General features: G+C 34.5%; 18 protein-coding genes. 6 read left to right on the top strand and 12 right to left on the bottom strand.

The window, feature by feature from the left end:
* Nucleotides 1–66: 66 nt before the first annotated feature.
* Together LBU54_RS07740 and LBU54_RS07745 are read right to left on the bottom strand one after the other, a co-directional pair.
* Nucleotides 67–1,161 carry an ABC transporter permease gene (locus LBU54_RS07740; RefSeq protein ID WP_224528032.1) on the bottom strand — a complete coding sequence of 365 codons (1,095 nt, stop codon included), beginning with the start codon at nucleotides 1,159–1,161 and terminating at the stop codon, nucleotides 67–69.
* 8 nt (nucleotides 1,162–1,169) lie between these two features.
* On the bottom strand, nucleotides 1,170–3,347 hold the full coding sequence (locus tag LBU54_RS07745; RefSeq protein WP_224528034.1) for a carboxy terminal-processing peptidase: 2,178 nt from the start codon (nucleotides 3,345–3,347) through the stop codon (nucleotides 1,170–1,172).
* A gap of 164 nt (nucleotides 3,348–3,511) precedes the next feature.
* Here LBU54_RS07745 and surE point away from each other — a divergent pair, with 164 nt between their 5' ends.
* The 4 genes from surE to LBU54_RS07765 are packed head-to-tail and all read left to right on the top strand — an operon-like array spanning nucleotide 3,512 to nucleotide 7,985.
* Complete coding sequence (gene surE, locus LBU54_RS07750) at nucleotides 3,512–4,294, top strand: 5'/3'-nucleotidase SurE (protein ID WP_224528036.1); 783 nt, start codon at nucleotides 3,512–3,514, stop codon at nucleotides 4,292–4,294.
* Nucleotides 4,295–4,306: 12 nt separating this feature from the next.
* A complete protein-coding gene (lpxB, locus tag LBU54_RS07755; RefSeq protein WP_224528037.1) occupies nucleotides 4,307–5,416 on the top strand; it encodes a lipid-A-disaccharide synthase in 1,110 nt (369 codons plus the stop codon).
* Nucleotides 5,400–5,927 (top strand): C40 family peptidase, encoded by a 528-nt coding sequence (locus tag LBU54_RS07760; RefSeq protein ID WP_224528038.1) that lies wholly within the window; start codon nucleotides 5,400–5,402, stop codon nucleotides 5,925–5,927. The genes lpxB and LBU54_RS07760 overlap by 17 nt, the downstream gene beginning before the upstream one ends.
* A 27-nt stretch (nucleotides 5,928–5,954) precedes the next feature.
* Complete coding sequence (locus tag LBU54_RS07765; protein WP_224528039.1) at nucleotides 5,955–7,985, top strand: ComEC/Rec2 family competence protein; 2,031 nt, start codon at nucleotides 5,955–5,957, stop codon at nucleotides 7,983–7,985.
* Nucleotides 7,986–7,992: 7 nt separating this feature from the next.
* Here LBU54_RS07765 and LBU54_RS07770 read toward each other — a convergent pair whose 3' ends face one another.
* The 3 genes from LBU54_RS07770 to LBU54_RS07780 form a co-directional block, all read right to left on the bottom strand.
* Nucleotides 7,993–8,565: a thioredoxin family protein gene (locus LBU54_RS07770; protein ID WP_224528041.1), complete on the bottom strand. Its 573-nt coding sequence runs from the start codon at nucleotides 8,563–8,565 to the stop codon at nucleotides 7,993–7,995.
* 118 nt (nucleotides 8,566–8,683) lie between these two features.
* On the bottom strand, nucleotides 8,684–10,174 hold the full coding sequence (locus LBU54_RS07775; RefSeq protein ID WP_224528042.1) for a peptide MFS transporter: 1,491 nt from the start codon (nucleotides 10,172–10,174) through the stop codon (nucleotides 8,684–8,686).
* Between the two features lie 35 nt (nucleotides 10,175–10,209).
* Complete coding sequence (locus tag LBU54_RS07780; protein WP_224528043.1) at nucleotides 10,210–12,441, bottom strand: S9 family peptidase; 2,232 nt, start codon at nucleotides 12,439–12,441, stop codon at nucleotides 10,210–10,212.
* 151 nt (nucleotides 12,442–12,592) lie between these two features.
* Here LBU54_RS07780 and LBU54_RS07785 point away from each other — a divergent pair, with 151 nt between their 5' ends.
* A complete protein-coding gene (locus LBU54_RS07785; RefSeq protein WP_224528044.1) occupies nucleotides 12,593–13,909 on the top strand; it encodes a hydroxymethylglutaryl-CoA reductase, degradative in 1,317 nt (438 codons plus the stop codon).
* A gap of 3 nt (nucleotides 13,910–13,912) precedes the next feature.
* Nucleotides 13,913–14,824 (top strand): GYDIA family GHMP kinase, encoded by a 912-nt coding sequence (locus LBU54_RS07790; protein ID WP_224528045.1) that lies wholly within the window; start codon nucleotides 13,913–13,915, stop codon nucleotides 14,822–14,824.
* A gap of 49 nt (nucleotides 14,825–14,873) precedes the next feature.
* On the opposite strand, the gene LBU54_RS07795 is transcribed toward LBU54_RS07790, so the two are convergent.
* The 7 genes from LBU54_RS07795 to LBU54_RS07825 form a co-directional block, all read right to left on the bottom strand.
* Nucleotides 14,874–17,024, bottom strand: coding sequence for a SurA N-terminal domain-containing protein (locus tag LBU54_RS07795; protein WP_224528047.1), 2,151 nt, complete (start codon nucleotides 17,022–17,024; stop codon nucleotides 14,874–14,876).
* A 93-nt stretch (nucleotides 17,025–17,117) separates the two neighbouring features.
* Nucleotides 17,118–18,407, bottom strand: coding sequence for a hemolysin family protein (locus LBU54_RS07800; protein ID WP_224528049.1), 1,290 nt, complete (start codon nucleotides 18,405–18,407; stop codon nucleotides 17,118–17,120).
* A 3-nt stretch (nucleotides 18,408–18,410) separates the two neighbouring features.
* Nucleotides 18,411–18,602, bottom strand: a complete 192-nt coding sequence (locus tag LBU54_RS07805) for a hypothetical protein (RefSeq protein WP_224528051.1) — start codon at nucleotides 18,600–18,602, stop codon at nucleotides 18,411–18,413.
* 33 nt (nucleotides 18,603–18,635) lie between these two features.
* Nucleotides 18,636–19,202, bottom strand: coding sequence for an LPS export ABC transporter periplasmic protein LptC (gene lptC / locus LBU54_RS07810; RefSeq protein WP_224528053.1), 567 nt, complete (start codon nucleotides 19,200–19,202; stop codon nucleotides 18,636–18,638).
* Nucleotides 19,202–20,563 carry a tetratricopeptide repeat protein gene (locus tag LBU54_RS07815; protein ID WP_224528055.1) on the bottom strand — a complete coding sequence of 454 codons (1,362 nt, stop codon included), beginning with the start codon at nucleotides 20,561–20,563 and terminating at the stop codon, nucleotides 19,202–19,204. The genes lptC and LBU54_RS07815 overlap by 1 nt, the downstream gene beginning before the upstream one ends.
* 14 nt (nucleotides 20,564–20,577) lie before the next feature.
* Nucleotides 20,578–21,897 carry a hypothetical protein gene (locus LBU54_RS07820; protein WP_224528057.1) on the bottom strand — a complete coding sequence of 440 codons (1,320 nt, stop codon included), beginning with the start codon at nucleotides 21,895–21,897 and terminating at the stop codon, nucleotides 20,578–20,580.
* Nucleotides 21,897–22,625 carry a type III pantothenate kinase gene (locus tag LBU54_RS07825; protein ID WP_224528059.1) on the bottom strand — a complete coding sequence of 243 codons (729 nt, stop codon included), beginning with the start codon at nucleotides 22,623–22,625 and terminating at the stop codon, nucleotides 21,897–21,899. The genes LBU54_RS07820 and LBU54_RS07825 overlap by 1 nt, the downstream gene beginning before the upstream one ends.
* Between the last annotated feature and the right edge of the window lie 89 nt (nucleotides 22,626–22,714).

Raw genomic sequence — 22,714 nt, forward strand, 5'->3', positions numbered from 1 at the left:
TATCTTTTATATTATTTTCAATAAAAAGGAAGGAGTTAAGCCTCTTTTCAAATAGATCATTCGTCATTAAGATTTTACATCTAAGGCATCTCTTAGGGCATTACCCATTAACATAAATGCCATAACCAAAAGCATGATACAAATACCAGGTATGAGCGCCAAATAAGGCTGGCCAAGGATAATGTAGTTATAATGGTCCTTGATCATAGCTCCCCAACTTGCCATAGGTGGTTGCGCTCCTATTCCTAAAAAACTCAATCCACTTTCTATTAAAATTGCGGCTGCAAAATTAGCAGCAGAAATTACGATTAGTGGCCCAAAAATGTTTGGTAATATATGTTTTGTTATGATTCTAAAATCAGTATAACCTAGGGCTCGTGCCGCGGTTATGTATTGTAACTCCTTTGTACTAATTATTTGACCACGCACAACACGCGCAACTTCAACCCACATTGTAAGACCCACAGCAATAAACACCTGCCAAAATCCTTTTCCAAGAGCCAAAGTAATGGCTATTACCAATAGTAATGTCGGTATTGACCATGTTACATTGATAATCCACATAATAATTGCATCTACTTTTCCACCATAATAACCTGCTGAGCTACCCATTAATAGTCCAACCACTAGTGATATTAAAACGGCAACGAATCCTATAAAAAATGATATTCTAGAACCAACTAAAATGCGACTCAAATAATCTCTTCCATACTTATCTGTACCAAAAAGGAAGTTTCTTTCTTCAATGAAATCTTGGTAATTGTTTTTTGGGAAATTGCTTATTGCGACTTGTTTTTGCAACCCTGTTGCACTATCAGATGCATACTCTGTGTAATGAAGAAAATTATCTTTTACGTGATATGATGTAATTGGTATCTCCGCATCTAAGTTTTCATTACCAAATAAGAGTTTTTCAAAAAAGTTTCCATCCGATTTGATATTAGACGGTATGGTTAATATTTTTACTTTGAACCCTGGAGACTTGGAATGAATTGATAAATGCATCTGATTTGCATTCTTAGAGCTGTCTGGAGCGATTAGGTATGCACAAATAGAGATTACTCCAATAAGCACAATTGTCCAAAAACTAAAAACGCCCCAAAAGTTCTTTTTAAACTTTTGAAGCGCTATGCTTGTAAGTGAATTGTGCTTTATTTCCATTTAACAAACTAGTTCTTCACAGAAGTAGCCACATTATTCTTAATGGTGTATGTCATCTTTAAATCATTTAATACATTTAAAGCCTCTTCGATATAAACATCTCTTGATAAACTTTCATGCCATCGTCTGCGCTTCTCCTTCAAGACTGTATCCTGGTTCATTAATTGCACCTCATAGGGTAAAGAATTAAATGTTAAATCTGTCTGGTAATCAGAGAGCTTCTCAAATCGTTTTGCTTCCTGTTCATTTAATTCCATCTCTGCTTTATACTTCTCGTAATTCAGTGAATACACGTCCCTATCTCTAATCTTTTTCACCCATTGTGCGTTAGCATCGATAAGCTTTAACTGTTCATTGGCAGCCATTCTTGCCTTACTTCTACTGATAGTTGTTTCATAATCAAAATAATTGCCCCAAACTGTATAATCTACAGCATCTATTTTGTCCCATGGTAAAGGATTTTCCTGATCTTTTTCACCAATATTAATATAACTGTATCTATCGGGTACTACCACATCGCTTTTTACACCTTCTAACTGCGTTGAACCTCCGTTTATTCTATAAAACTTTTGAGTTGTAAATTTAAGTGCACCCATATCACCATTAGAATTATTGCGCACCATCCTGTTCAGGTCGAGTACATTTTGTACAGTTCCTTTCCCGTAGGTTTGCTTGCTGCCTATTACAATACCACGCTTGTAATCTTGCATGGCCGCGGCTAATATCTCTGATGCTGAGGCCGAAAGTTCATTAACTAAAACAACTAATGGTCCATCCCAAACAATGGATTTATCCCTATCTCTTAAAACCTCTTTAGGTTCGCCTGTGGTTTTCACTTGCACCACTGGTCCATCTTCGATAAATAAACCAACTATATCTACTACCGTTTGCAGAGAACCACCACCATTATTTCTAAGGTCCAAAACCAAACCTTCCATACCCGCTTCTTTTAGCCGTTCTATCTCTTGCTTTATATCTGATGCCGCATTTCTGTTGTTATAGCTTTCAAAATCTACATAAAACTTTGGAAGATTAATTACTCCAAACGTTTTGCCCTCTTTTTCAACGGTAGAAGACTTTGCATAAGTCTCTTCTAACTCAACAATATCTCTAGTAATCGAGATATCTTCAATTGTACCATCTACCTTTTTAAGTGTAAGCGTCACAACAGTTCCTTTTGGTCCTTTAATAAATTTGATTGCATCGTCTAAACGCATACCAACTACATTAACTGCTTCTTCTTCATCTTCTTGCTTCACTTTCAGAATATGGTCACCTACCTCAAGTTCGTTTGCTCGCCAAGCGGGACCACCGCTAATGATTTCATTTACGACAATAGCATCCATTTTCTTTTGGAGTCTTGCTCCTATACCCTCAAAATTTCCTGACATTGCAACATCAAAACGGTCTTTATCTTCTGGCGCAAAATAAAACGTGTGAGGATCAAATTCTTCTACTATTGCATTAATGTAAACCGCAAACCAATCCTTACGCTGTCTATCGTCAATAAAATCATATAATTCATCTAAAGAGCGTTTAGTAGCATCCCTTGCTTCTTTTTCTAATTCCGACATAGATTTGTTGCCCATATTCTTTGACTTCTCATTGGCTGCCGAGAAAACACTTTCAGGAAGGTCATTTGATGCAATGTCAGAGTCGCGTTGAGATACAGCTTCGTCATAATTTGCAATGGTAGAGAATTTTAATTGTTGTCTCCAACGCTCTTTCATCTCTTTCTTATTCTTTACGTAAGATAAACTCTCATATTCTGAGGTGTATGTTTCGTCCTTTTTAAAATCAAAGGGCTTCTTCAAGATTTCGGCATAAAGTTCTTTTGACTCTTCAATGCGTTGTAGCAATCTTTCGTGTGTAAGATTGAAAAATGTAACATCGTACGCTTTTAACTGGTCATCTATCTGATCCTTATATACCTCAAATTCTGCTATATCTGATTCGTAGAAATAACGTTTAAATGGGTCTAACTGGGTTAAATAATCGTCAAAAACGTTATTTGAAAAATCGTCATTTAGATCTTGAGGATCAAAATGTCCTTGATCTAAAACGTAGGTTATCAACTGTATTAAAAGTTTGTCTTTATCTGGATTATCAAACGTTTTGCTTGTAAAGCTACATGATGCAAAGGCTATTAGTAATGCAAGTAGAAAAAACTTATACTTCCCTCTCATATTTCATTTTTTTTGCTATTAAGTTAAATCTCAATATTTCACTAAAATAGTGAGAAAAAATCGTGCCATAAAAAAAGAGGACACTAATTTTTTGTTAAACCTAGTAATATGTATCATTGTCAAGGTTTTTAGTATTTTTACCATAATCAAAAACACGGCACAAAATGGCTCAACGACCCTTGATATTAGTTACAAATGATGATGGTATAACAGCGCCTGGACTGCGCACTTTAATTAAAGTAATGCATAGCTTAGGAGATGTTGTAGTTGTCGCGCCAGACAGTCCTCAAAGTGCCATGGGGCATGCGATTACAATCAATTCTACATTACATCTCGAAAAAGTTACGATAGATGGCAAACAACCTGAATATAGTTGCTCTGGGACTCCAGCAGATTGTGTAAAACTGGCAGTAAATGAAATTTTAGACCGCCGACCAGACATTTGTGTGTCAGGTATAAATCATGGATCAAATTCCTCAATAAACGTTATTTATTCGGGTACAATGAGTGCCGCTCTCGAAGCAGGGATTGAGGGCATACCTGCAATAGGTTTTTCTTTATTAGATTACAATTGGAGTGCAAATTTTGAACATTGCGAAAGCTTTGTTAAAACGATAACTAACGAGGTTCTAAAACATGGACTTCCCGATGGCGTAGTATTAAATGTTAATATTCCTAAACTTCAAAAAAGAGACATAAAAGGTATAAAGGTTTGCAGACAAGCACGAGCCAATTGGAAGGAAGAGTTTGACAAACGGACAAATCCAATGGGTCGAGAATACTATTGGTTGACTGGCAAATTTATAAATATGGACCATGGCGAAGATACTGATGAGTGGGCTCTAGCAAACGGATATATTTCGGTTGTTCCTGTACAATTTGATTTAACTGCACACCATACCATTCAAAATCTAAATACCTGGCACTTAAATAAGGATGACCATTAAACCTATTTCAGAATGAAATATTATATCGTTGCAGGTGAGGCCTCTGGAGACTTACATGGTTCAAACCTAATGAAAGCTCTTTTTAAGATAGATGGTAATGCGACCATTCGTTTTTGGGGAGGCGATTTGATGCAAGAAGCAGGTGGTACTTTAGTTAAACATTACAAGGAACGTCAATTTATGGGGTTTGCTGAAGTTATTTTAAACTTGCGTAAAATTCTTGGTTTAATAAAATTCTGTAAATCAGATATTAAAACCTACAATCCTGATGTTATTATATTTATTGATAATTCTGGTTTTAATCTTAGGATTGCAAAATGGGCAAGATTACAGGGGTTTAAAACACATTATTACATATCACCTCAGGTATGGGCATCTAGAGCAAGTCGTGTTGAAAAAATAAAGCGTGATATAGATGCGATGTATTGCATACTTCCTTTTGAAAAAGAATTTTATAAAAAACATAATTATGATGTCTATTTTGTTGGCCATCCATTAATTGATGCTATTTCAGACCGGCCTCAAGTTGATGAAGTTGAATTCCGAAAAACATATCAATTAAGTAATAAACCAATAATTGCATTATTGCCTGGAAGTAGAAAGCAAGAAATAACCAAAATGCTCGGAATAATGCTTGGCATGATAAATGATTTTGAGGATTATCAATTTGTAATTGCAGGTGCACCAAGCCAAGATTATGAATTTTACAAGCAATTTATAAATCAAGAAAATGTTAGTTTTATTCCCAACAAAACCTATGACTTGCTCAGTATTTCTTACGCGGCACTGGTAACTTCGGGCACGGCTACTCTAGAAACTGCACTTTATAAGGTCCCTCAAGTGGTATGCTACAAAGCCAATCCGATTTCTTATCACATTGCAAAACGTATAATAACCCTGAAATATATTTCGTTAGTAAATTTAATTATGGACAAACCCGTAGTAACTGAACTAATACAGGGCGATTTGAATAAAATACGGCTGAAAAGGGAATTAGAATTGATTTTAAATCCAGATAAACGCGGACAACTTTACTTAGATTATTACGATTTAGAACAAAAACTTGGTGGCAAGGGCGCCAGTGAAAAAACGGCAAAATTAATCTATGAAGCAATTACATAAGTTGAAACATATTTTTGTTTTAGGTTTTACGCTTATCTGCCTTAGTAGTTGTAAATCTAAAAAGCAATATGCCTCTAAAAATACTCCTGGAAGAACCATTAAGGTTAATACAAATTTAGAAGTATCAAAAGAAGCCAGCGATATTGTTAAGTATGCCAAATCCTTTAATGGTACACGCTATAAATACGGGGGCACTACCAAACGAGGTATGGACTGTTCTGGCTTGATTTATACAAGCTTTAAAAAACATGATATTAACTTACCAAGAACTACCTCTGCACTAAAATCTCATGGCAATTGGATTGATATAAAAGACGTAAATGTTGGCGACCTTGTGTTTTTTGCAACCAAGAAAAATAGCAGAAAGGTAAACCACGTTGGCATTGTAACTAGAGTTGGTTCTGGCGACATTAAATTTATACATGCCTCAACCAGTAAGGGTGTAATTATATCTTCACTTACAGAACGGTATTGGTACTATGCCTACGTACAAGCAAGGCGCGTATTGTAAATCTTTTTTATTTTAGAGTTTCCTTATATGAAACTCCTCAATTTTAATATTATAAAAATCACCTTGTCCTTAATACTAGGGATTTTTATTGCTAATAAATTTTCAATTGATTTTTACGCAACTTTTTTCGCGACACTAATTCTTTTTGTAGCTGTAGGTATTTATTGGTTAAGCATTAAAAATAAAATACATAAGCAACCTTATTTTGGAATTTTAATTTATCTATGCTTTGTAGGTGTTGGAATAAACGTATACAATATTAAGACTGAAAAACTTCATAAGAATCACTACACTAACTTTAATCTTGATAGACAGCAACATCAATTTGAATTAAAAATAATTGAGCGTCTAAAACCTGATATTTATAATGATAAGTACGTTGCTGAACTAAGCAAAATTGACAATAATATAGTAAAGGGAAAATTACTCATTAATATAAGTAAAGACTCAACTTTAAAACCCCTTTCCATAGACGACAAACTAGTTGTTATTTCCCATTTCAATACCATTCAGAAACCATTAAACCCGCACCAGTTTGACTACAGGAAATATTTAGAGTTGAAGCAGGTTTACCATCAACTATATCTAAAAACTGAAGAAATCACGATTATTAATACGTCTAAAAAATCCATTTATGGTCTTGCTGATAGGTTTCGGTCAATAATTAATAATAATCTTAAAAAGGCTGGGTTTAATGATGAGGTATTGAGTATTATAAATGCCTTATTGTTAGGCCAAAGACAAAGTATTGACAAAAGCATTTATAATAACTATGTCAATTCTGGTACTATACACATTCTTGCTGTTTCGGGTTTACATGTTGGTATCTTGTTGTGGCTTCTAAATTTCTTTTTTAAACCTTTACTATTCTTAAAAAATGGCAGAATTCTAAGACCTTTTGTAATTGTTTTACTGCTTTGGAGTTTTGCCATAGTAGCAGGACTTTCACCTTCTGTAACAAGAGCTGTTACTATGTTTAGCATTATCAGTATCGCAATGCACTTAAAACGGCCAACTAATATATATAACACATTATTTATATCGGCCTTTGTTATCTTACTTGTAAAACCAAGATTTTTATTCGAAGTGGGGTTTCAGCTTAGCTATTTAGCCGTTTTTGGTATTGTAAGCATCCAACCCTTAGTTTACAAATCATGGAAACCAAAACTATTTCTTATCGATAAGCTATGGCAAATTTTCACTGTTACATTAGCCGCACAAATTGGTGTTGTTCCAATTAGCCTATACTATTTTCACCAGTTTCCAGGTCTTTTTTTTATTTCAAATCTGGTTGTCATTCCCTTTTTAAGCATCATTCTTGGCTTGGGATTGCTAGTAATCATATTGGCCTTCTTAAACTGGCTAACACCATTTGTGGTAACTGCTTATAGTTTTATCATTGAGAGCCTGAACGATTTCATCGCATGGATTGCTCAATTCGAGGCATTTCTTTTGAGAGATATTCCGTTTACACTTGCCCAGGCAATAGTGACATACTTAATTATATTCGGGCTCCTAAATGTCTTTAAAAAGCGGAAAACCAACTGGCTAGTGTTTTCCTTTATAAGTATTATTGCATTTCAATTTGTACTAGTTTTAAATAAATATAAGTCACAGAACAGTGAATTTGTAGTTTTTAACAAAAGCAGGTATTCTTTAATTGGACAAAAGAGAAACAACCAATTGCTTCTCCATCATAATTTAAGTCCAACAAAACGGGCATCAGATAATACTATTTCAAATTATAAAGTTGGTGAAAAATTAACTCTAATTGCTGAAGACAGTATTCAGTCTCTCTATAATTTTAACAATACTAAAATACTGGTGATTGATAGTATTGGAATCTATAAAAACTTAAGTTTTAAACCAGAACTTGTCTTGTTAAGAGACTCACCAAAAATTAATCTATCAAGGTTAATCGATAGTTTGCAACCAGAGATGATTATCGCAGATGCTAGTAATTATAAATCATATGCCATTCGTTGGAAGGAAACATGTCAATACAAAAAAATCCCTTTCCATTATACAAATGAAAAGGGAGCATTTATTCTAAAATAAAAACAGGTTATTGTACCTTAAAAGTAGGTTTAAAGGACTTATAATACTCATTAAACTTTTCTTGAGTGGTCATTTCCTTATGCTTGTTCTCTTTAAACAACTTCAGATATAGTTCCAGTTGCTGTGGCTTGAGATATCCCGATATTGGTGCTAATAAATTGGCATCTTCATCTAAAAACACCATTGTTGGATAAGCATTAACATTTAGAAATCTTGTAAACTCGTGTACGCTATTTCTCCTTTTGACCTTTGCTGGATCAAAATTTGGATTTCCAAAGGTATATTCCTTAAAGTTTACTGTTGTATTTCCCTCGGCATCAAACTTTACAGCATAATAGTTCTCGTTAACATAATTAACCACATCAGGATTGTGAAAGGTGTATTTATCGAGCATTTTACAGGGCCCACACCAATTAGTGTAAACATCCATAAATATTTTTTTTGGCTCTTTTTTCTGTAGTTCTAGAGCCTCCTCTATGGTAATCCAATTAATTGTAGTTTCGCTTTCTTCAGTAGGATTTTGAATTGACAAAAAGGTGCCAAATACTAAGAAAGCAATAATGTATTGTAACTTTTTCATACTTCGATTTGTTGCAAATAATATATCGAACTTACAAAAAATGCGCCAAAATAGGCGCATTTTACAGATTTTTATCGACTAAGAGACTCTTCTCTTAGTAGTAAAATTTCAATTTTTTTTATTCTACACCATGCATCAACTTCTTGAGTGGTTTGTTAAATAGTGCGATTAATATTGCTATTCCTATTAGAACATATCCTATTGTTGAAAAAACCGTAGTATACTTATCTAATCCTTCGGCAAGAGTTAATGCCTCACCTGAGTCACCATGACCACCTGTTAACGACGCTATTTTACCTCCCACATAATTGGCAATGGCAAAACTTAAAAACCATGCTCCCATTGCAGTACCAGCAATATTCTTTGGAGATAGCTTCGTTACCATTGATAATCCAATAGGTGATAAAAATAGTTCTCCTGTTGTGTGTAATAGGTACAAGAAAAATAAAGTTAATAGTGGTACTTGATATGAATCATTTACAAATTGTAAACCAACCATAGTAACCAAGAATCCTAGTGCCAATTGTAATATACCAAGAGCAAATTTCATTGGAATACTTGGGTTTTTGCCAATGGCAGATAATTTAACCCACATTACAGAAAAAATTGAACCAAACACGATTATAAAAAATGGGTTAAAAAACTGTGTCATAGAAGCTGGCATAGTCCAACCTAGTATTTCTCTGTCCACATTCCTGTCGGCAAAAAGGGTAAGCGATGTACCAGCCTGCTCAAAACATGCCCAAAATGATATATTAATTACCATAAAAATTAGTAAAGCAATCATTCTATCCCTCCAAACTTTCACATTATCAGCTTTATCTGCATCAACACCCGCTTTAATAAGCACAAAGGAAATAAACACGAACAAACCAAGAAGAATATAATCCATCCATGTATTCTGCATAATCAGAAAGTATGCTACTGGTATTAGCACTAAAGACAAAATTACCACCAAAGTAGCTTTGTTCATGCCACCAAAAACTCTCTGCTGACCCTCCTCAGTGATTCCTAAACCTGGTGCGGCCTCATAGTTATGTCGTCCAAACCAAAAAATCAATAATCCAAGGATCATACCTATCCCTGCTAGACCAAAACCGTACTTAAAGCCATAGGTTTCGCCGACATATGCTACAACCGTTGTTGCCAAGAGCGCTCCAATATTAATTCCAATATAGAATATAGTAAATCCTGAATCCCGTCTTGGATCACCATCTTCATATAATTTCCCAACAATTGTAGAGATATTAGCCTTAAAGTAACCATTACCAATTATCAGTGTTCCCATACCGATTAATAGGAATTGCTCTGTACCTCCCAGAATCAAGAATTCACCTAAAGCCATTAAAACGGCACCAAGAAGAACAGCATTACGGTACCCCAAGTACTTATCAGCCAATTTACCTCCTAAAATTGGAGCTGCATAAACAAGACCTGTATATGCACCATATATAAGGGCTGCATCAGCGTCACCTTTCATAAGTGACTTTACTAAATATAAAGTCAATAACACACGCATACCATAATAACAGAAACGTTCCCACATTTCTGAGAAGAATAGCGTCATGAGCCCTTTAGGGTGTCCTTTTAGTGATTTCTTTTCAGTCATAATAGATTATTTATTTAGTTAGTTTTAATTAGGTTTTATCCTTTAATCTTAGAAGTTTCCTCCATTTCTTCCTGATTCTTCTCACGCCTATCGCCAAGTGTTTTGTGAATAAAGTTGGTCATTTTCTTATATAAATGAAGTCTTGTGTTACCACCATAAATACCGTGGTTTTTGTCTGGATAAATCATCCATTCAAATTGTTTATCGGCCTGCACGAGCGCCTCAACCATGCGCATCGTATTTTGTAAGTGCACATTATCGTCGCCAGAACCATGAATTAAAAGGAAATCTCCTTTAAGTTTGTCAACATGATTTATGGGCGAATTATCATCATAGCCACTAGGATTCTCTTGTGGTGTTGTCATGTAACGCTCTGTATAAATCGTATCATAAAATCTCCAACTTGAAACTGGAGCAACAGCGATTGCCATCTTAAATACATCATTACCTTTAAAGAGTGCATTACTACTCATAAAGCCACCGTAACTCCAACCCCAAATACCAATTCGTTCATCATCAATATAGGGTAACTTCCCTAGCTTCTCAGCAACGGCAATTTGATCTTCAACTTCATATTTTCCTAATTCGTTTTGAGTAACTTTCTTAAATTCTGCACCTTTAAATCCAGTACCTCTACCATCTACACAAACTACTATGTAGCCCTCTTGTGCTAACATTTGGTGCCAGTAATCATTTGCCCCATTCCAACGATTTGCAACTGATTGTGAACCTGGACCTGAATACTGATACATAAATAGTGGATATTCTTTATTTTGATCAAAATTAGATGGTTTTATCATCCACATATTAAGATCATTACCATTGACGTTAATGGTGCTAAACTCTTTTTTTGAGGTTTTGTAGTCACCTAATTTTTGGGCCAACCTATCATTATCTTTTATACTCTTAACCACTTCTCCAGATTTTGCACTATTCAAGGTATACTCAGGTGGTGCAGTGGCACTGGAATGTGTATTGATAAAATACGTGAAGTCTGCACTAAAAGAAGCACTGTTTGAACCTGTTGTCTTGGTTAGTCTTTTTTTGTTTTTACCGTTCAGCTTTATTGAAAATACATCTCTATTTATTGAACCGTTTTCGGTTGATTGATAGTAAATGGTATTTGCTTTTTCATTAAAACCGTAATAATCGGTTACTTCCCAATTGCCTTGCGTAACTTGATTGATTAAATCACCATCCTTTGAATAATGATAAATATGATTAAATCCATCCTTCTCACTGGTCCAAATAAAACTATTATCCTTTAGAAATGTAAGGTTAAAAGTTACATCAATATAAGCTTTGTCCTTTTCGGCCAAAGCTATTTTTGAGGTATTGGTTTTTGTATTAATCATCCATAAATCCAATTCGTTTTGATGTCTGTTCATAAATTGAACACTTAGAACGTTTGGATCTTTTGTCCACTTTAACCTAGGTATATAAAAATCTGAATAGTCTTTATCTACTTTTATTTCATCTAATGATTTTGAATTTAGGTTATATAGATGAAGTGATACAATTGAATTAGCCTCACCTGCTTTGGGATACTTAAACACCTGTTGTGTTTGGTACAAACCAGATCCATAAACATCCATTGAAAATTCAGGTACATTAGTTTCATCAAATCGGATAAAAGCGATTTGGTTGCTATCCGCGTTCCAATCAAAAGCTCTTACAAAACTGAATTCCTCTTCGTAAACCCAATCTGTAATACCGTTTATGATTTTGTTCTTTTCACCATCAAAAGTAATTTGTTCAACATTTCCCGAAGACAAATCTTTAACATAAAGGTTATTCTCAAATCCATAAGCTATTTTAGTTCCATCTGGCGATAATGTTGGTTCTTGGACAAGGTTTTCGGACACTTTGGTCAATGATTTTGTATTTATATTATATACATAATATTCTCCCAAAGTAGAGCGTCTAAAAACCGGTACAGAATTAGTAGTTAATATTATCTGAGATTCGTCATTGCTAAAGCTATAGTCAAAAAAACCTTCGATTTCATCAATATCTTCAGAGGAGACCAAGGTTTTTACTTTTTCAAGGGTTTTATAATCATAAATATCAATACTAGCGTTTCTAGTTTGCCTATCGAAATTTAATATTGAATACTGTTTCCCGTTATTCATTGAATGAAGGGCTTGCATGCCTTCAGTTCTAAAAGCACCACTCCATATTTCCTCAAGTGTAATTTGTTTATTCTGACAGTAGATTAAAGATGTGGTAAGAAAGCCTATTATGGCCAAAGCTTGTTTCAATTTCATAAATGCATTTATTCAAAATAACGATGTCAAGTTTACTAAAAATTATGCAAAAAACCTTCATTATTAACAGTAAATGCGCAATATTAAATCTAATAGCACAGGTTTTATACCAATCCTCAGTATCTTTGTTTTTTTATAAAATTGAAGGATTATGTCCAATATGATTGCAGGCTTTTCAAAACTGTCTAAACCCGAGAAAATAGAATGGCTTTTAAACACCTATTTTTTAGATATTGAAGCCTCGAGAGCATTAGTTAAACAATACTGGAATACTGACGAAAAGTTACAAAAACTGCATGATGAGTTTATTGAAAATACAATAACCAACTATTACCTTCCATTAGGAGTGGCGCCTAATTTTTTGATTAACAATAGTTTATATGCAGTGCCTATGGCTATTGAAGAAAGCTCTGTAGTTGCAGCGGCAAGTAAAGCAGCAAAATTTTGGTTAGAGCGCGGTGGCTTTAAAACAGAAGTTATCTCAACCGAAAAAATAGGGCAGGTCCATTTTACATTTAATGGCAGTTACAACAAACTTCAGGCTTTTTTTGACATAGTAAAACCAATACTTATTGAAGACACTTCAGACATAACCAAAAACATGGAACGTCGAGGTGGTGGCATACTTGATATTGAACTCCGAGATAAAACAGAACAATTAAAGAATTATTTCCAACTGCACGCAACGTTTGAAACGCTTGACGCTATGGGTGCCAATTTTATTAATTCGTGTTTGGAACAATTCGCAAGTACATTAAAACGGGAAGCTTCAAATTATCCTGTTTTCAATGAAGAAGAAAAGAATATTGATATCATAATGAGTATTCTGTCTAATTATGTCCCCAACTGTTTAGTAAAAGCTGAAGTGTCGTGCAAAGTAGAGGATTTAAAAAGTAAAGATATTAGTGACCCACTGCTTTTTGCCACTAAATTTAAACAAGCTGTTAATATTGCTGAAATAGAGCCTTACAGAGCAGTTACCCATAACAAAGGTATAATGAACGGAATTGATGCGGTAGTTCTCGCCACAGGCAATGATTTTAGAGCTGTTGAAGCTGGTGTGCACGCTTATGCCTCCAGAAATGGAACCTATTCTAGTCTCACTCATTGCACTATTGACGACGGTATATTTAAATTTTGGATTGAGATACCTCTTGCATTGGGTACGGTTGGTGGCTTAACAAGTCTTCATCCACTTGTTAAGTTTTCTTTGGAAATGCTTCAAAATCCAACGGCAAAAAAATTAATGCAGATTGTAGCTGTTGCAGGATTGGCACAGAATTTTGCAGCAGTTAAATCCTTAACTACAACAGGTATCCAACAAGGACATATGAAGATGCATTTGATGAATATTTTGAATCAATTTGAGGCAACGGACTACGAGAAATCCAAATTGATTGAGTATTTTAAATCTAATGTAGTGACTCATAGTGCCGTAGTTGAAGCAATAAAAAATCTGAGAAATTAAATTTTGAAAACATTTAAAAGTAACGGTAAACTTCTGTTAACTGCTGAATACGTAGTTTTGGATGGAGCAAAAGCTCTGGCCCTACCTTCGCGCTATGGCCAGTCGTTATCCGTTTCAAAAAATGACAAAACCAAAATCCATTGGCAAAGCTATAATGAAAAAAATGAAATCTGGTTTGAGGACGAAATTGAAACCATGAATGGTGAACTGAAGTCAAAGCAGTTAAACCATCCGGTTTCTGAGAGACTCATCCAAATCCTAAATGCCGCTAAAGAACTTAATTCGGATTTTTTAAACAACTCCTTTAATTACAAAATAGTTACCCGTCAGGATTTTAATAGACTATGGGGTCTAGGAACCTCTTCTACATTAATAAACAATATCGCACAATGGGCTAAAGTTGATGCTTACGAATTGCTGGCTCTCACTTTTGGTGGTAGTGGCTATGACATTGCTTGTGCCCAACATAATTGTCCGATTACCTATAAGCTAGATATAAACAGACAACCTGTGGTACATTCTGTGCCTTTTGAACCTAGTTTTATGTCACATTTATATTTTGTGTATTTAGAGCAAAAACAGAATAGCAGAGATGGTATAAAAGCCTATCGAAGTAGAAATAAAGTTGATGTCTCAACAATTGAAAAGATTAACAATATAACAGAAAGTATTTTAGGTTCAGCTACATTGGAAGAATTTAATGAATTAATCGAATACCACGAATACATCATCGCAAATCTTTTAGCCAAGAAGCCAATTAAACAGGAACTATTTAATGATTTTGAAGGTACAATAAAAAGTCTTGGTGCATGGGGCGGCGACTTTGTTTTAGTTGCGTCAAAAACCAACCCAACGACCTATTTTAAATCAAAAGGATTTCCGACCGTAATACCATATAAAGAAATGGTTCTATAAAAAAAGCTCCACAGTTCTGTGGAGCTTTTTGTTATAAATTAGTTTTAGACTAGTACACTGTTTTAGCTCTATTGTCTTCGATATCTGCAGATTTTTCTAGTGCCTGATACACTTTTGTTTGGACTGTATTTCGTTTTTCAGAGTTTAATCTATTCATTATAGCACTATAATTATCTAATTTAGTGGCTTCATTGATTTTAGTCACCTCAACTATATAAACTCCTTTTTCTCCATCAATTGGCTTAGATGTTTCCCCTTCTGCCAAACCGAAAGCTGCACCAACAACTTTTGGCTCAACACCAGCACCAGAAAGTGTTGTACTTTTAATAGTTAGGGCTGCTGCCGTTCTTGGGCTTTGTCCTTGGTTTGATGCAATTTCATTCACAGTTGATGCACTGATCTTTTCACGAATCATTTGTGCTTTCTTTTGTTTTCTTATCTCCGGTAATGCTGTAATTGAAGCATCTTCAACATTCATGAGACCTTTTTCATTACGCTCTACCAATTTTGCGACGATAAAGCCAAATCCTGATATTGGGAAATTCTTGAATTCTCCTAAATCAGTATCCTCATTAAATGCCCATCTTACTATTTCCCTTTGACTGCCGAGTCCTGGTATATTTTCATCTAATTCTTTAAAGGTAATCGGCTTAACAGTCAGCTCACGCTCTTTGGCTAATTCATTAAAATCTGCATCTCTTGCCGCGATTTCAAACTTTGACATTTTGTTAAAAACATCCTGTAGTGTTTGCTCCGAAGGTTCAATTTTATCAGCTAGAGTTGCTATTTTGAAGGTTTTGTTAAAACTCTTTTGTTCCAAGACTTCAATAACATGATACCCAAAAGACGTTCCTACCACATCAATATCGCCCACTTTGTTATCAAAAGCATAAGCTTTAAATTCTGGAGCCATTCCGGCATTATAAGCAAATTCTATTTCACCATCTTGTTCATTACTTACTTTATCCGAAGATAATTCTAATAAGTCCATAAACTTTTTTCTTCCGCTTGTAATTTCTGCTAAGATGCTATCTGCTGTTTTTTTGGCTTCTTGTGGTGTTTTAGTGACAGAGGCATCTGCTCTTTGCCCGCCTATGTAAGGCACTAAAATATGACGGACTTTCACAGAGTCTGGTAATTGTTTAACCTCTATAAGCTTAGAGAGTTTAAAATACTCACCATCTTCGTATGGCCCATAGTATTCGCCCACTTCTAACTGCATAAGGCTATCCTTTGCAATACCTGGCAACTGAGCTTCTCTCAAAAATGAGTCACTAAATTTTATGTCAGAATATAAGTTTACAAATTCTTCTACGTCTTCTGTATTGTCAAAACCAGGTATAGTGTCTGTGTTTTTACTACTGTCGTTATATTCTAATCGATCTGATTTTAAAGCAACTAAATCTGACTTGATTTGGTCCTTATCTGCTTGAGATGCTTCTTCCTTGAATTCAACATAAACTAATTCTCTAGATGCGTCTACTTTAAATTGCTCTTCATTTTTGTTAATATAGTCTTTAACTTCTGACTTCGTTACTTTTACTAAACTATCTGCTATTGTAGTATATGGGATTTGAACATAACGTACATCGACTGTCTTTGCATCTCCAAAATAATCATCTTCTGCCTCAACAATAGTTGTATTTAGACCTGCTTTAATCATATTATAATATGATTGTTGAATTGCATTGGAAGCAATTGTCTGTTCGTTATTTGCCCAACTTTCATAATTAACCAAAAAGTTACCCAATGGGGCCGTATCTCCACCAAGATCCTTAAGGTTGGCAATAAATGCATTTAGACGATTTACATCAAATTCTCCATTGTCATCCTGAAATTCTGGATAAGAAGAGAAACTTGTTTTCAAAAGGTCTCTCATTTCATCCTTTTCCACGCCAAGTCCAAGTTCGTCGAATTCAGTTTCCAATAAAATTTTTCGCAGTTCTTGGTTGTATATAACATTCATTGCTTGGGTAGAAGTTTGTCTTCCACCCATTCTGTCTTGATAATTCTTAACTTTTTGCTGAAATTCTGTTCTATTAATATCCTTACCATTAATGGTCGCAATAACATCTAGGCTACCACCTGTTAATGCATCAGTATTTCTGAACAAGTCTCCAATAACAAAGGCAAATAAGGCCATTGCGATTACGAGTATCAAAACGAGGGAACGTTGTCTAATTTTATTTAAAACTGCCATAGTTTCTTAATTTGCTATAAATAAGTCTGCGAAAATAGTATTTTCTAATAAATAATGAAAGGAGAAAACCACTTTTAAAGTCCTGATTTTATTTTAATCCTCCTCTAAAATTTTGACAAGAACCACATTAATTTTTGTACTTGAAACTTCTTCTATGGTAAACCTAAAGTTACCAATGGTAATATCTTCGTTTTCTCCCGGAATTTCCTGCGCATAATTTACTATAAGACCACCCAAAGTCTCATAATTCTCACTTTCAGGAAGATTGATTTTATAGGTTTCATTTAGGTAATCAACTTCCAAACGTGCAGAAAATCTGTATTGGTCTTCGGCTATTTGCTCTTCAATCATTTCAATGGTGTCGTGCTCATCTTCAATTTCACCAAACAACTCCTCAATAATATCTTCAACCGTCATAATACCGCTTGTGCCACCATACTCATCAATTACAACAGTCATACTTCTCCGTTTCTTTATTAAAATGTTCAGTACGTCTTTGATTAAAATAGTTTCGGGCACAAAACTTACAGGAATAATAATAGAACTTATGTCCTTTGGACGCTTAAACATTTCAAATGCATGTACATAACCTAATATATCATCAATATTGTCTTTATAGATAATAATCTTGGTATGTCCGGTATCTATAAATAGCTGAGTGAGATTTTCGATTGATTCCTTTAGGTCTACAGCCGTTATTTCTGTTCTAGGCACCATAACTTCTCGTGCCTTAACATCAGAAAACTCTAATGCATTTTGAAATATTTGTATCTCGCTATCAACATCATCACCATCATCAACTGATTCCATCTGTTCACTAATATAATTGCCTAACTCCACTTTGGTCATAGCAAGCGTAGCATCTTCGCTCTTGGTTTTAAATACCTTTTTTAAAATAGTATCCGAGACCCAAAGCACAAATTCGGAAATCAACGAAAATAAAAGATAAAAAATATAGGTTGGTAAGGCTAAAACCTTAAGCAAGGTGTTAGCATAAATCTGAAAAAATACCTTTGGCAAAAATTCTGCAGTTATTAATATAATGAGGGTAGAAATAACTGTTTGGCTCAAGAGTTGTAAATCTACCAAGAGATATTGTAACATAACACTATCACTTGGCAACATGGATTGAAACCACCTTACCAATACATCACCCATTTTTAGACCGTAAATAACCAGCGCTATATTGTTTCCAATCAGCATTGTAGCAATATATTTTGATGGCTTAGCCGTAAGCCTCTCTAATATTTTTCCTAAAAAATCACCTTGTTTCTTCTCTAACTCTATGTGAATTTTATTGGAGGATACATAGGCAATCTCCATGCCTGAGAAGAATGCAGACAGTAATAAAGAAGCTACGATTATGACTACTTCTACAGTCATAACTTATTGGTTGTTGCGATCCTCGAATTTTTTTCTGAAACGCTGTCTAAAGAAAAACATAAACACAGCTAAAGCTGCAAAGAAAAAACTTATATAAGCACTATTCCTATCCGTGGTCCATTCCGATATGCCCTTGTATAAAAACAATACGGCAATTACCAAATATGCATATTGAAAGAATTTTAATAATTTCATTTAAAAATATATTGAAAAGTAGAACAAAGATAGTTAATTATCTATCTCAAATACAGCGTCTATTTCTAACATCTGAAAGTTTTTAAATTCCTTATCAGAATCAAATCCGCTTCCGTTGGTTGGACCTTCAAGCCGTTTAAGCGTAAAACGTTCATTAGTAAAAACCCATTCTAATTTTTCATTGTAATAAAGTTGGTCGGTGAAGAGGGTATCCTTTTCGTGCGTGGCAACAATTACGTTACCTCTTAAATCAATAATATCTGTCTTATTGTAGACGATTGCATAATCAGCAAAAATTCGAGTGATCTTATTGCCTTCACCGTATACAATTAATTCTATGCCTTCTGGAAATTCTGAAAAGGAAAAGTCTCTATTTGAATAATCTAGCATTGAAGGGCTAAGCAAATTTGCAAGTAGTTTTACCGAGTCTTCCTCGAATTCGGTGTACTTTAAATTAATGTTTGTTGCTTCGCCAACCGGTTGATTTTGTAACACACCTATTTTTTGAACCTCTTCAAAATTATTCTTACATGCAAAAAACAAAGTCACAGCAATTGCTGTGACCAAGTTTCTTGATATATTTTTTTTCTTGAGATTCATTAAATGTTTGGCACTGTTACCGAGCGACCAATCCAACATCCAATCTGTATAGTTTGACCTGCGTTACCTTTTGTAAAGATATCTGCTTTCGATGGTGCACTAGCCCTGTAACTTGCGGCAGATTGTGCTGCTGCCTTTCTTAAACGACCATCTACTCGTCCTGCTTGTTCTGCTGTGCTTGCCGCTAACCAGAAAACTGCTCTTTTACTAAAGTTATCATCGCCACAACTATTTGCACTCTTTGCATACATATTTGCAATTCTGAGATACGGTGAGCCGTCAGATGGATTTAATTTCATGGCCTCCATAAAGTACTGTCTCGCTCTACTGTAACTTCCTTTCTTTCTAAAATCATCTGCCAACTTCTTATATAGCTTGGACTTTCTTAAAGGATCTGTCTCTAACTCAATCGTCTGATCAAAATACTTTTGTTCTCCTGTTAAGATGTATAGATAATATGCCGTATCTGCATTAGGTTCTAAGCTATTTTTTTGCTCAACTAACTTTAGGAATAAAGGGTCGTCCTTACAACCTTTTGCATACATTCTGTTCATAGCACGTTGTAACCAGATTTTATTTTCTTTATTCTGGTCAAAATCTTTTTGATAAAGTGGAATCAATACTTCACAACTTGCTCTTTGGCCAAGCTTAGAATCCATACTAGACGTTACTTTTTCAAAAGCCTCCAAGTTAGCACCATAATTTCTCTTATAGCTATTCTCTTTCTTTGTTAAGGTTTCTCCTGACTCCTCTTTTTGTACAAGCTTATTAAGCTTTTCTGTGTAGCTTTTCTCTAAGTTTTCGATTATTTCGATAACATCATCATACTTGTCAAACATCTGCTGCGCTGTCTTTTTATTAGCGTCATACAAGTCTACCACCAATGAGAAGTATGTATACAATCCTTGAGCACTTTTAAAATTACCAGCATCTTGTTTAAATGCACTGTCAAACATTTCGTAAATACTTTCGCCAGTAGCACCAAGTTCTTTTCTATACTTATAAGTTAATTGTGCTTTGTCTGATAGTATTTCACCTACAGGATATTTATTTGAGAAATTTGCTCTAGCTTGATCCCAAAGCAATAATAAATCCTTTATATGCGCTACTTGGTCAGCACCAGAAGAATTATCTATTTTATGTTTGAGGATTTTTTCACCATGAACATAGATTGCTCTATTGAATTTTGGACATTTGTTACGTACAATGTTCCAAGGCCCATAGGCATCATCATACTTCTTGCTTTTAACATAACTATCAAATATTGATAGATTGTTCATACACTCTTCGTCTTGTTGAGCAACACTGAAATTGAAGCCCATAAAAAGTGCAATCATCAATAATGTAATTCTCGTCTTCATCTTAATTATTTATGTTAGTTATACTTTCTTTGTTGAAACCATCTAGCATTCAAAGATAAACTTACATTTAAGTTTATAAAATTCTCTTGGATTAAATTTGCGTTAGTTGTACCACGCTGTCCGAATTCTACACCTATATTAGCGTTTGAAAACAAACCGCGATCGCCAACTGGTAATCCTAGACCAAAAGATATGCCAAACTCATTTATTGACTCATCTTTTACTACTAAGCCAGTATTAGCAAAGTTAATTCCAGCCCGATATACTATGCGTTTAAAATATCCTGAAAACGCATCATAATTGGGAATAAAGAATCCTCCAAGTGCAAATTTTGATGCATTTTCATAGCTATTTATTTCATTATTTAGTATCGGGTTAGAAAATACGCTCGTATTTCTAAACGTATATTCTGCTCCTACAAACCATTTTCTTGGTTTACCTATTCCCGCTCCAAAAGACAATCTGGATGGAATTCTTACTTCTGTCTTTTCTAATCCTTGCGATTCCAAATCTTCCTCAAGCGTATTTCTAATTACCTCGCTTCCTGTTATAGGATCAAACAATAACGTTGAATAACTCCTTTCATTTATTGAAATCAACTCACTTTCTGGCGCGTATGTTGCAGTTGCAGAAAGCTCCAAGTTCTCAGTTATCATTGATTTATATGCTAAACCAAAATTTAAATCTAACCCGCTTAGGTCAGAACGTGTATTTTCTTTGGTTTGGTATTGTACCAGCTCACCTTCAGGTGTATATTCTAAAGCAATGGCTGTATTTTCAATTCTTCCGAAGTTATAATTAATATCTACTCCGAGACTAAGTGTTTTTGACAGCTGATAGCCAAAGCCGGCAAATACTCTATTGGTACCTCCTTCTCCGTTATACCTGTAAGTTAAATCGCCCTCGTCGTTAATATCTTCTAACTTATAACCTACAGCACTGTAAGGCAATAAACCAAAACCAAATCCAAATTTTCCTAAAGGTACAGAAAGTGCAAGATAATCAAAAGTAGAAGAGTTGGTATTTAGCTCTGTATTATCACTTTTTAGATTAACTTCAGACATTGTCCCAGCAACGGTAAATTTTACTGGCCTACTTTCGCCATCAAAAGGGTAAGCTTCTACATTTTTAGCAACATACGAGGCAGGATTTCTAAGATTAACGTGTATACTGTCTAAATAAACACTTATACCACCCATACTTCTATTCTCTACGGTGCCTTTAAATTTTAAACTTCCTATACCATAAAAAGAATAAGGTGAAGCAGTACCTTGTTGCGCAAAAGAACAAGAGCTAAATATTGTAATACATATTACAATGAGACGTTTAATCATTATTTCGAGTTATAATCAAGGATGAAATTCAAGCCCTCCAATAGATAATTTGAATTCGCAAATATGCTATTTTTTAATTGGTTTGACAAAAAATTGGCATCGCCTCCTGTTAAAATAACTGTTAAATCTGGGTGCTCGGATTTATAATAGTCAATTAACCCATCTATTTCTTTAATTGCTCCATAAACCACACCTGAATGAATTGATTCTTCTGTAGAATTGCCAATGATGTTTTTTGGTTGACTAACTTCTAATAACGGAAGATTTGCAGTTAAATTATTTAATGATGTATACCTTAGACGTAGACCCGGTGATATTGCACCTCCTATATACTCATTATTAGCCGAAACAAAATCATACGTTATGCAAGTACCAGCATCTATAATAAGTACATTGTTGTTTGAGTATTGATCTACCGAAGCAGAAACTAGTGCTATTCTATCAACACCTAAGGTTTCAGGGGTTTTATATAAGTTTTTAAATGGTATTTTAATTTTATGATCAAGTACAATTAGTGTTAAATCGTTTTCAACAACTGCTAGTGTTTTCTTAGAAATTCTTCCAACAGAGGAAACAATCGCTTTTGTGAGTTTTGGAAATCTATTCTTAAGTTTTTTGTACTCCGATTCGAACGCTTTGTGCTCAAAACTTGTCCTGTATTCTAAGGTTTTAGACTTAAATACAGCAAATTTCACATAGGTGTTTCCGACATCAATTATTAGATTCATAAAAACGCGGTATCGGGCAAATTTATAAAATCAATTTTTACCTTTTTCTTTTTGTGGATAATAAAATTGAATATATATTTGCATCCTCT

Source organism: Winogradskyella alexanderae, from assembly GCF_020166335.1.
Taxonomy (GTDB): Bacteria; Bacteroidota; Bacteroidia; order Flavobacteriales; family Flavobacteriaceae; genus Winogradskyella; species Winogradskyella alexanderae.

What these genes read in the sequence shown, in the direction of transcription:
- lpxB (WP_224528037.1), top strand. Translation starts at nt 4,307, where the DNA reads ATGAAATATTATATCGTTGCAGGTGAGGCCTCTGGAGACTTACATGGT.
- LBU54_RS07805 (WP_224528051.1), bottom strand. Translation starts at nt 18,602, where the DNA reads ATGAAATTATTAAAATTCTTTCAATATGCATATTTGGTAATTGCCGTA.
- LBU54_RS07785 (WP_224528044.1), top strand. Translation starts at nt 12,593, where the DNA reads ATGTCCAATATGATTGCAGGCTTTTCAAAACTGTCTAAACCCGAGAAA.
- LBU54_RS07800 (WP_224528049.1), bottom strand. Translation starts at nt 18,407, where the DNA reads ATGACTGTAGAAGTAGTCATAATCGTAGCTTCTTTATTACTGTCTGCA.
- LBU54_RS07780 (WP_224528043.1), bottom strand. Translation starts at nt 12,441, where the DNA reads ATGAAATTGAAACAAGCTTTGGCCATAATAGGCTTTCTTACCACATCT.
- LBU54_RS07745 (WP_224528034.1), bottom strand. Translation starts at nt 3,347, where the DNA reads ATGAGAGGGAAGTATAAGTTTTTTCTACTTGCATTACTAATAGCCTTT.
- LBU54_RS07760 (WP_224528038.1), top strand. Translation starts at nt 5,400, where the DNA reads ATGAAGCAATTACATAAGTTGAAACATATTTTTGTTTTAGGTTTTACG.
- LBU54_RS07825 (WP_224528059.1), bottom strand. Translation starts at nt 22,625, where the DNA reads ATGAATCTAATAATTGATGTCGGAAACACCTATGTGAAATTTGCTGTA.
- LBU54_RS07770 (WP_224528041.1), bottom strand. Translation starts at nt 8,565, where the DNA reads ATGAAAAAGTTACAATACATTATTGCTTTCTTAGTATTTGGCACCTTT.
- LBU54_RS07765 (WP_224528039.1), top strand. Translation starts at nt 5,955, where the DNA reads ATGAAACTCCTCAATTTTAATATTATAAAAATCACCTTGTCCTTAATA.
- LBU54_RS07795 (WP_224528047.1), bottom strand. Translation starts at nt 17,024, where the DNA reads ATGGCAGTTTTAAATAAAATTAGACAACGTTCCCTCGTTTTGATACTC.
- LBU54_RS07775 (WP_224528042.1), bottom strand. Translation starts at nt 10,174, where the DNA reads ATGACTGAAAAGAAATCACTAAAAGGACACCCTAAAGGGCTCATGACG.
- lptC (WP_224528053.1), bottom strand. Translation starts at nt 19,202, where the DNA reads ATGAATCTCAAGAAAAAAAATATATCAAGAAACTTGGTCACAGCAATT.
- surE (WP_224528036.1), top strand. Translation starts at nt 3,512, where the DNA reads ATGGCTCAACGACCCTTGATATTAGTTACAAATGATGATGGTATAACA.
- LBU54_RS07820 (WP_224528057.1), bottom strand. Translation starts at nt 21,897, where the DNA reads ATGATTAAACGTCTCATTGTAATATGTATTACAATATTTAGCTCTTGT.
- LBU54_RS07740 (WP_224528032.1), bottom strand. Translation starts at nt 1,161, where the DNA reads ATGGAAATAAAGCACAATTCACTTACAAGCATAGCGCTTCAAAAGTTT.
- LBU54_RS07815 (WP_224528055.1), bottom strand. Translation starts at nt 20,563, where the DNA reads ATGAAGACGAGAATTACATTATTGATGATTGCACTTTTTATGGGCTTC.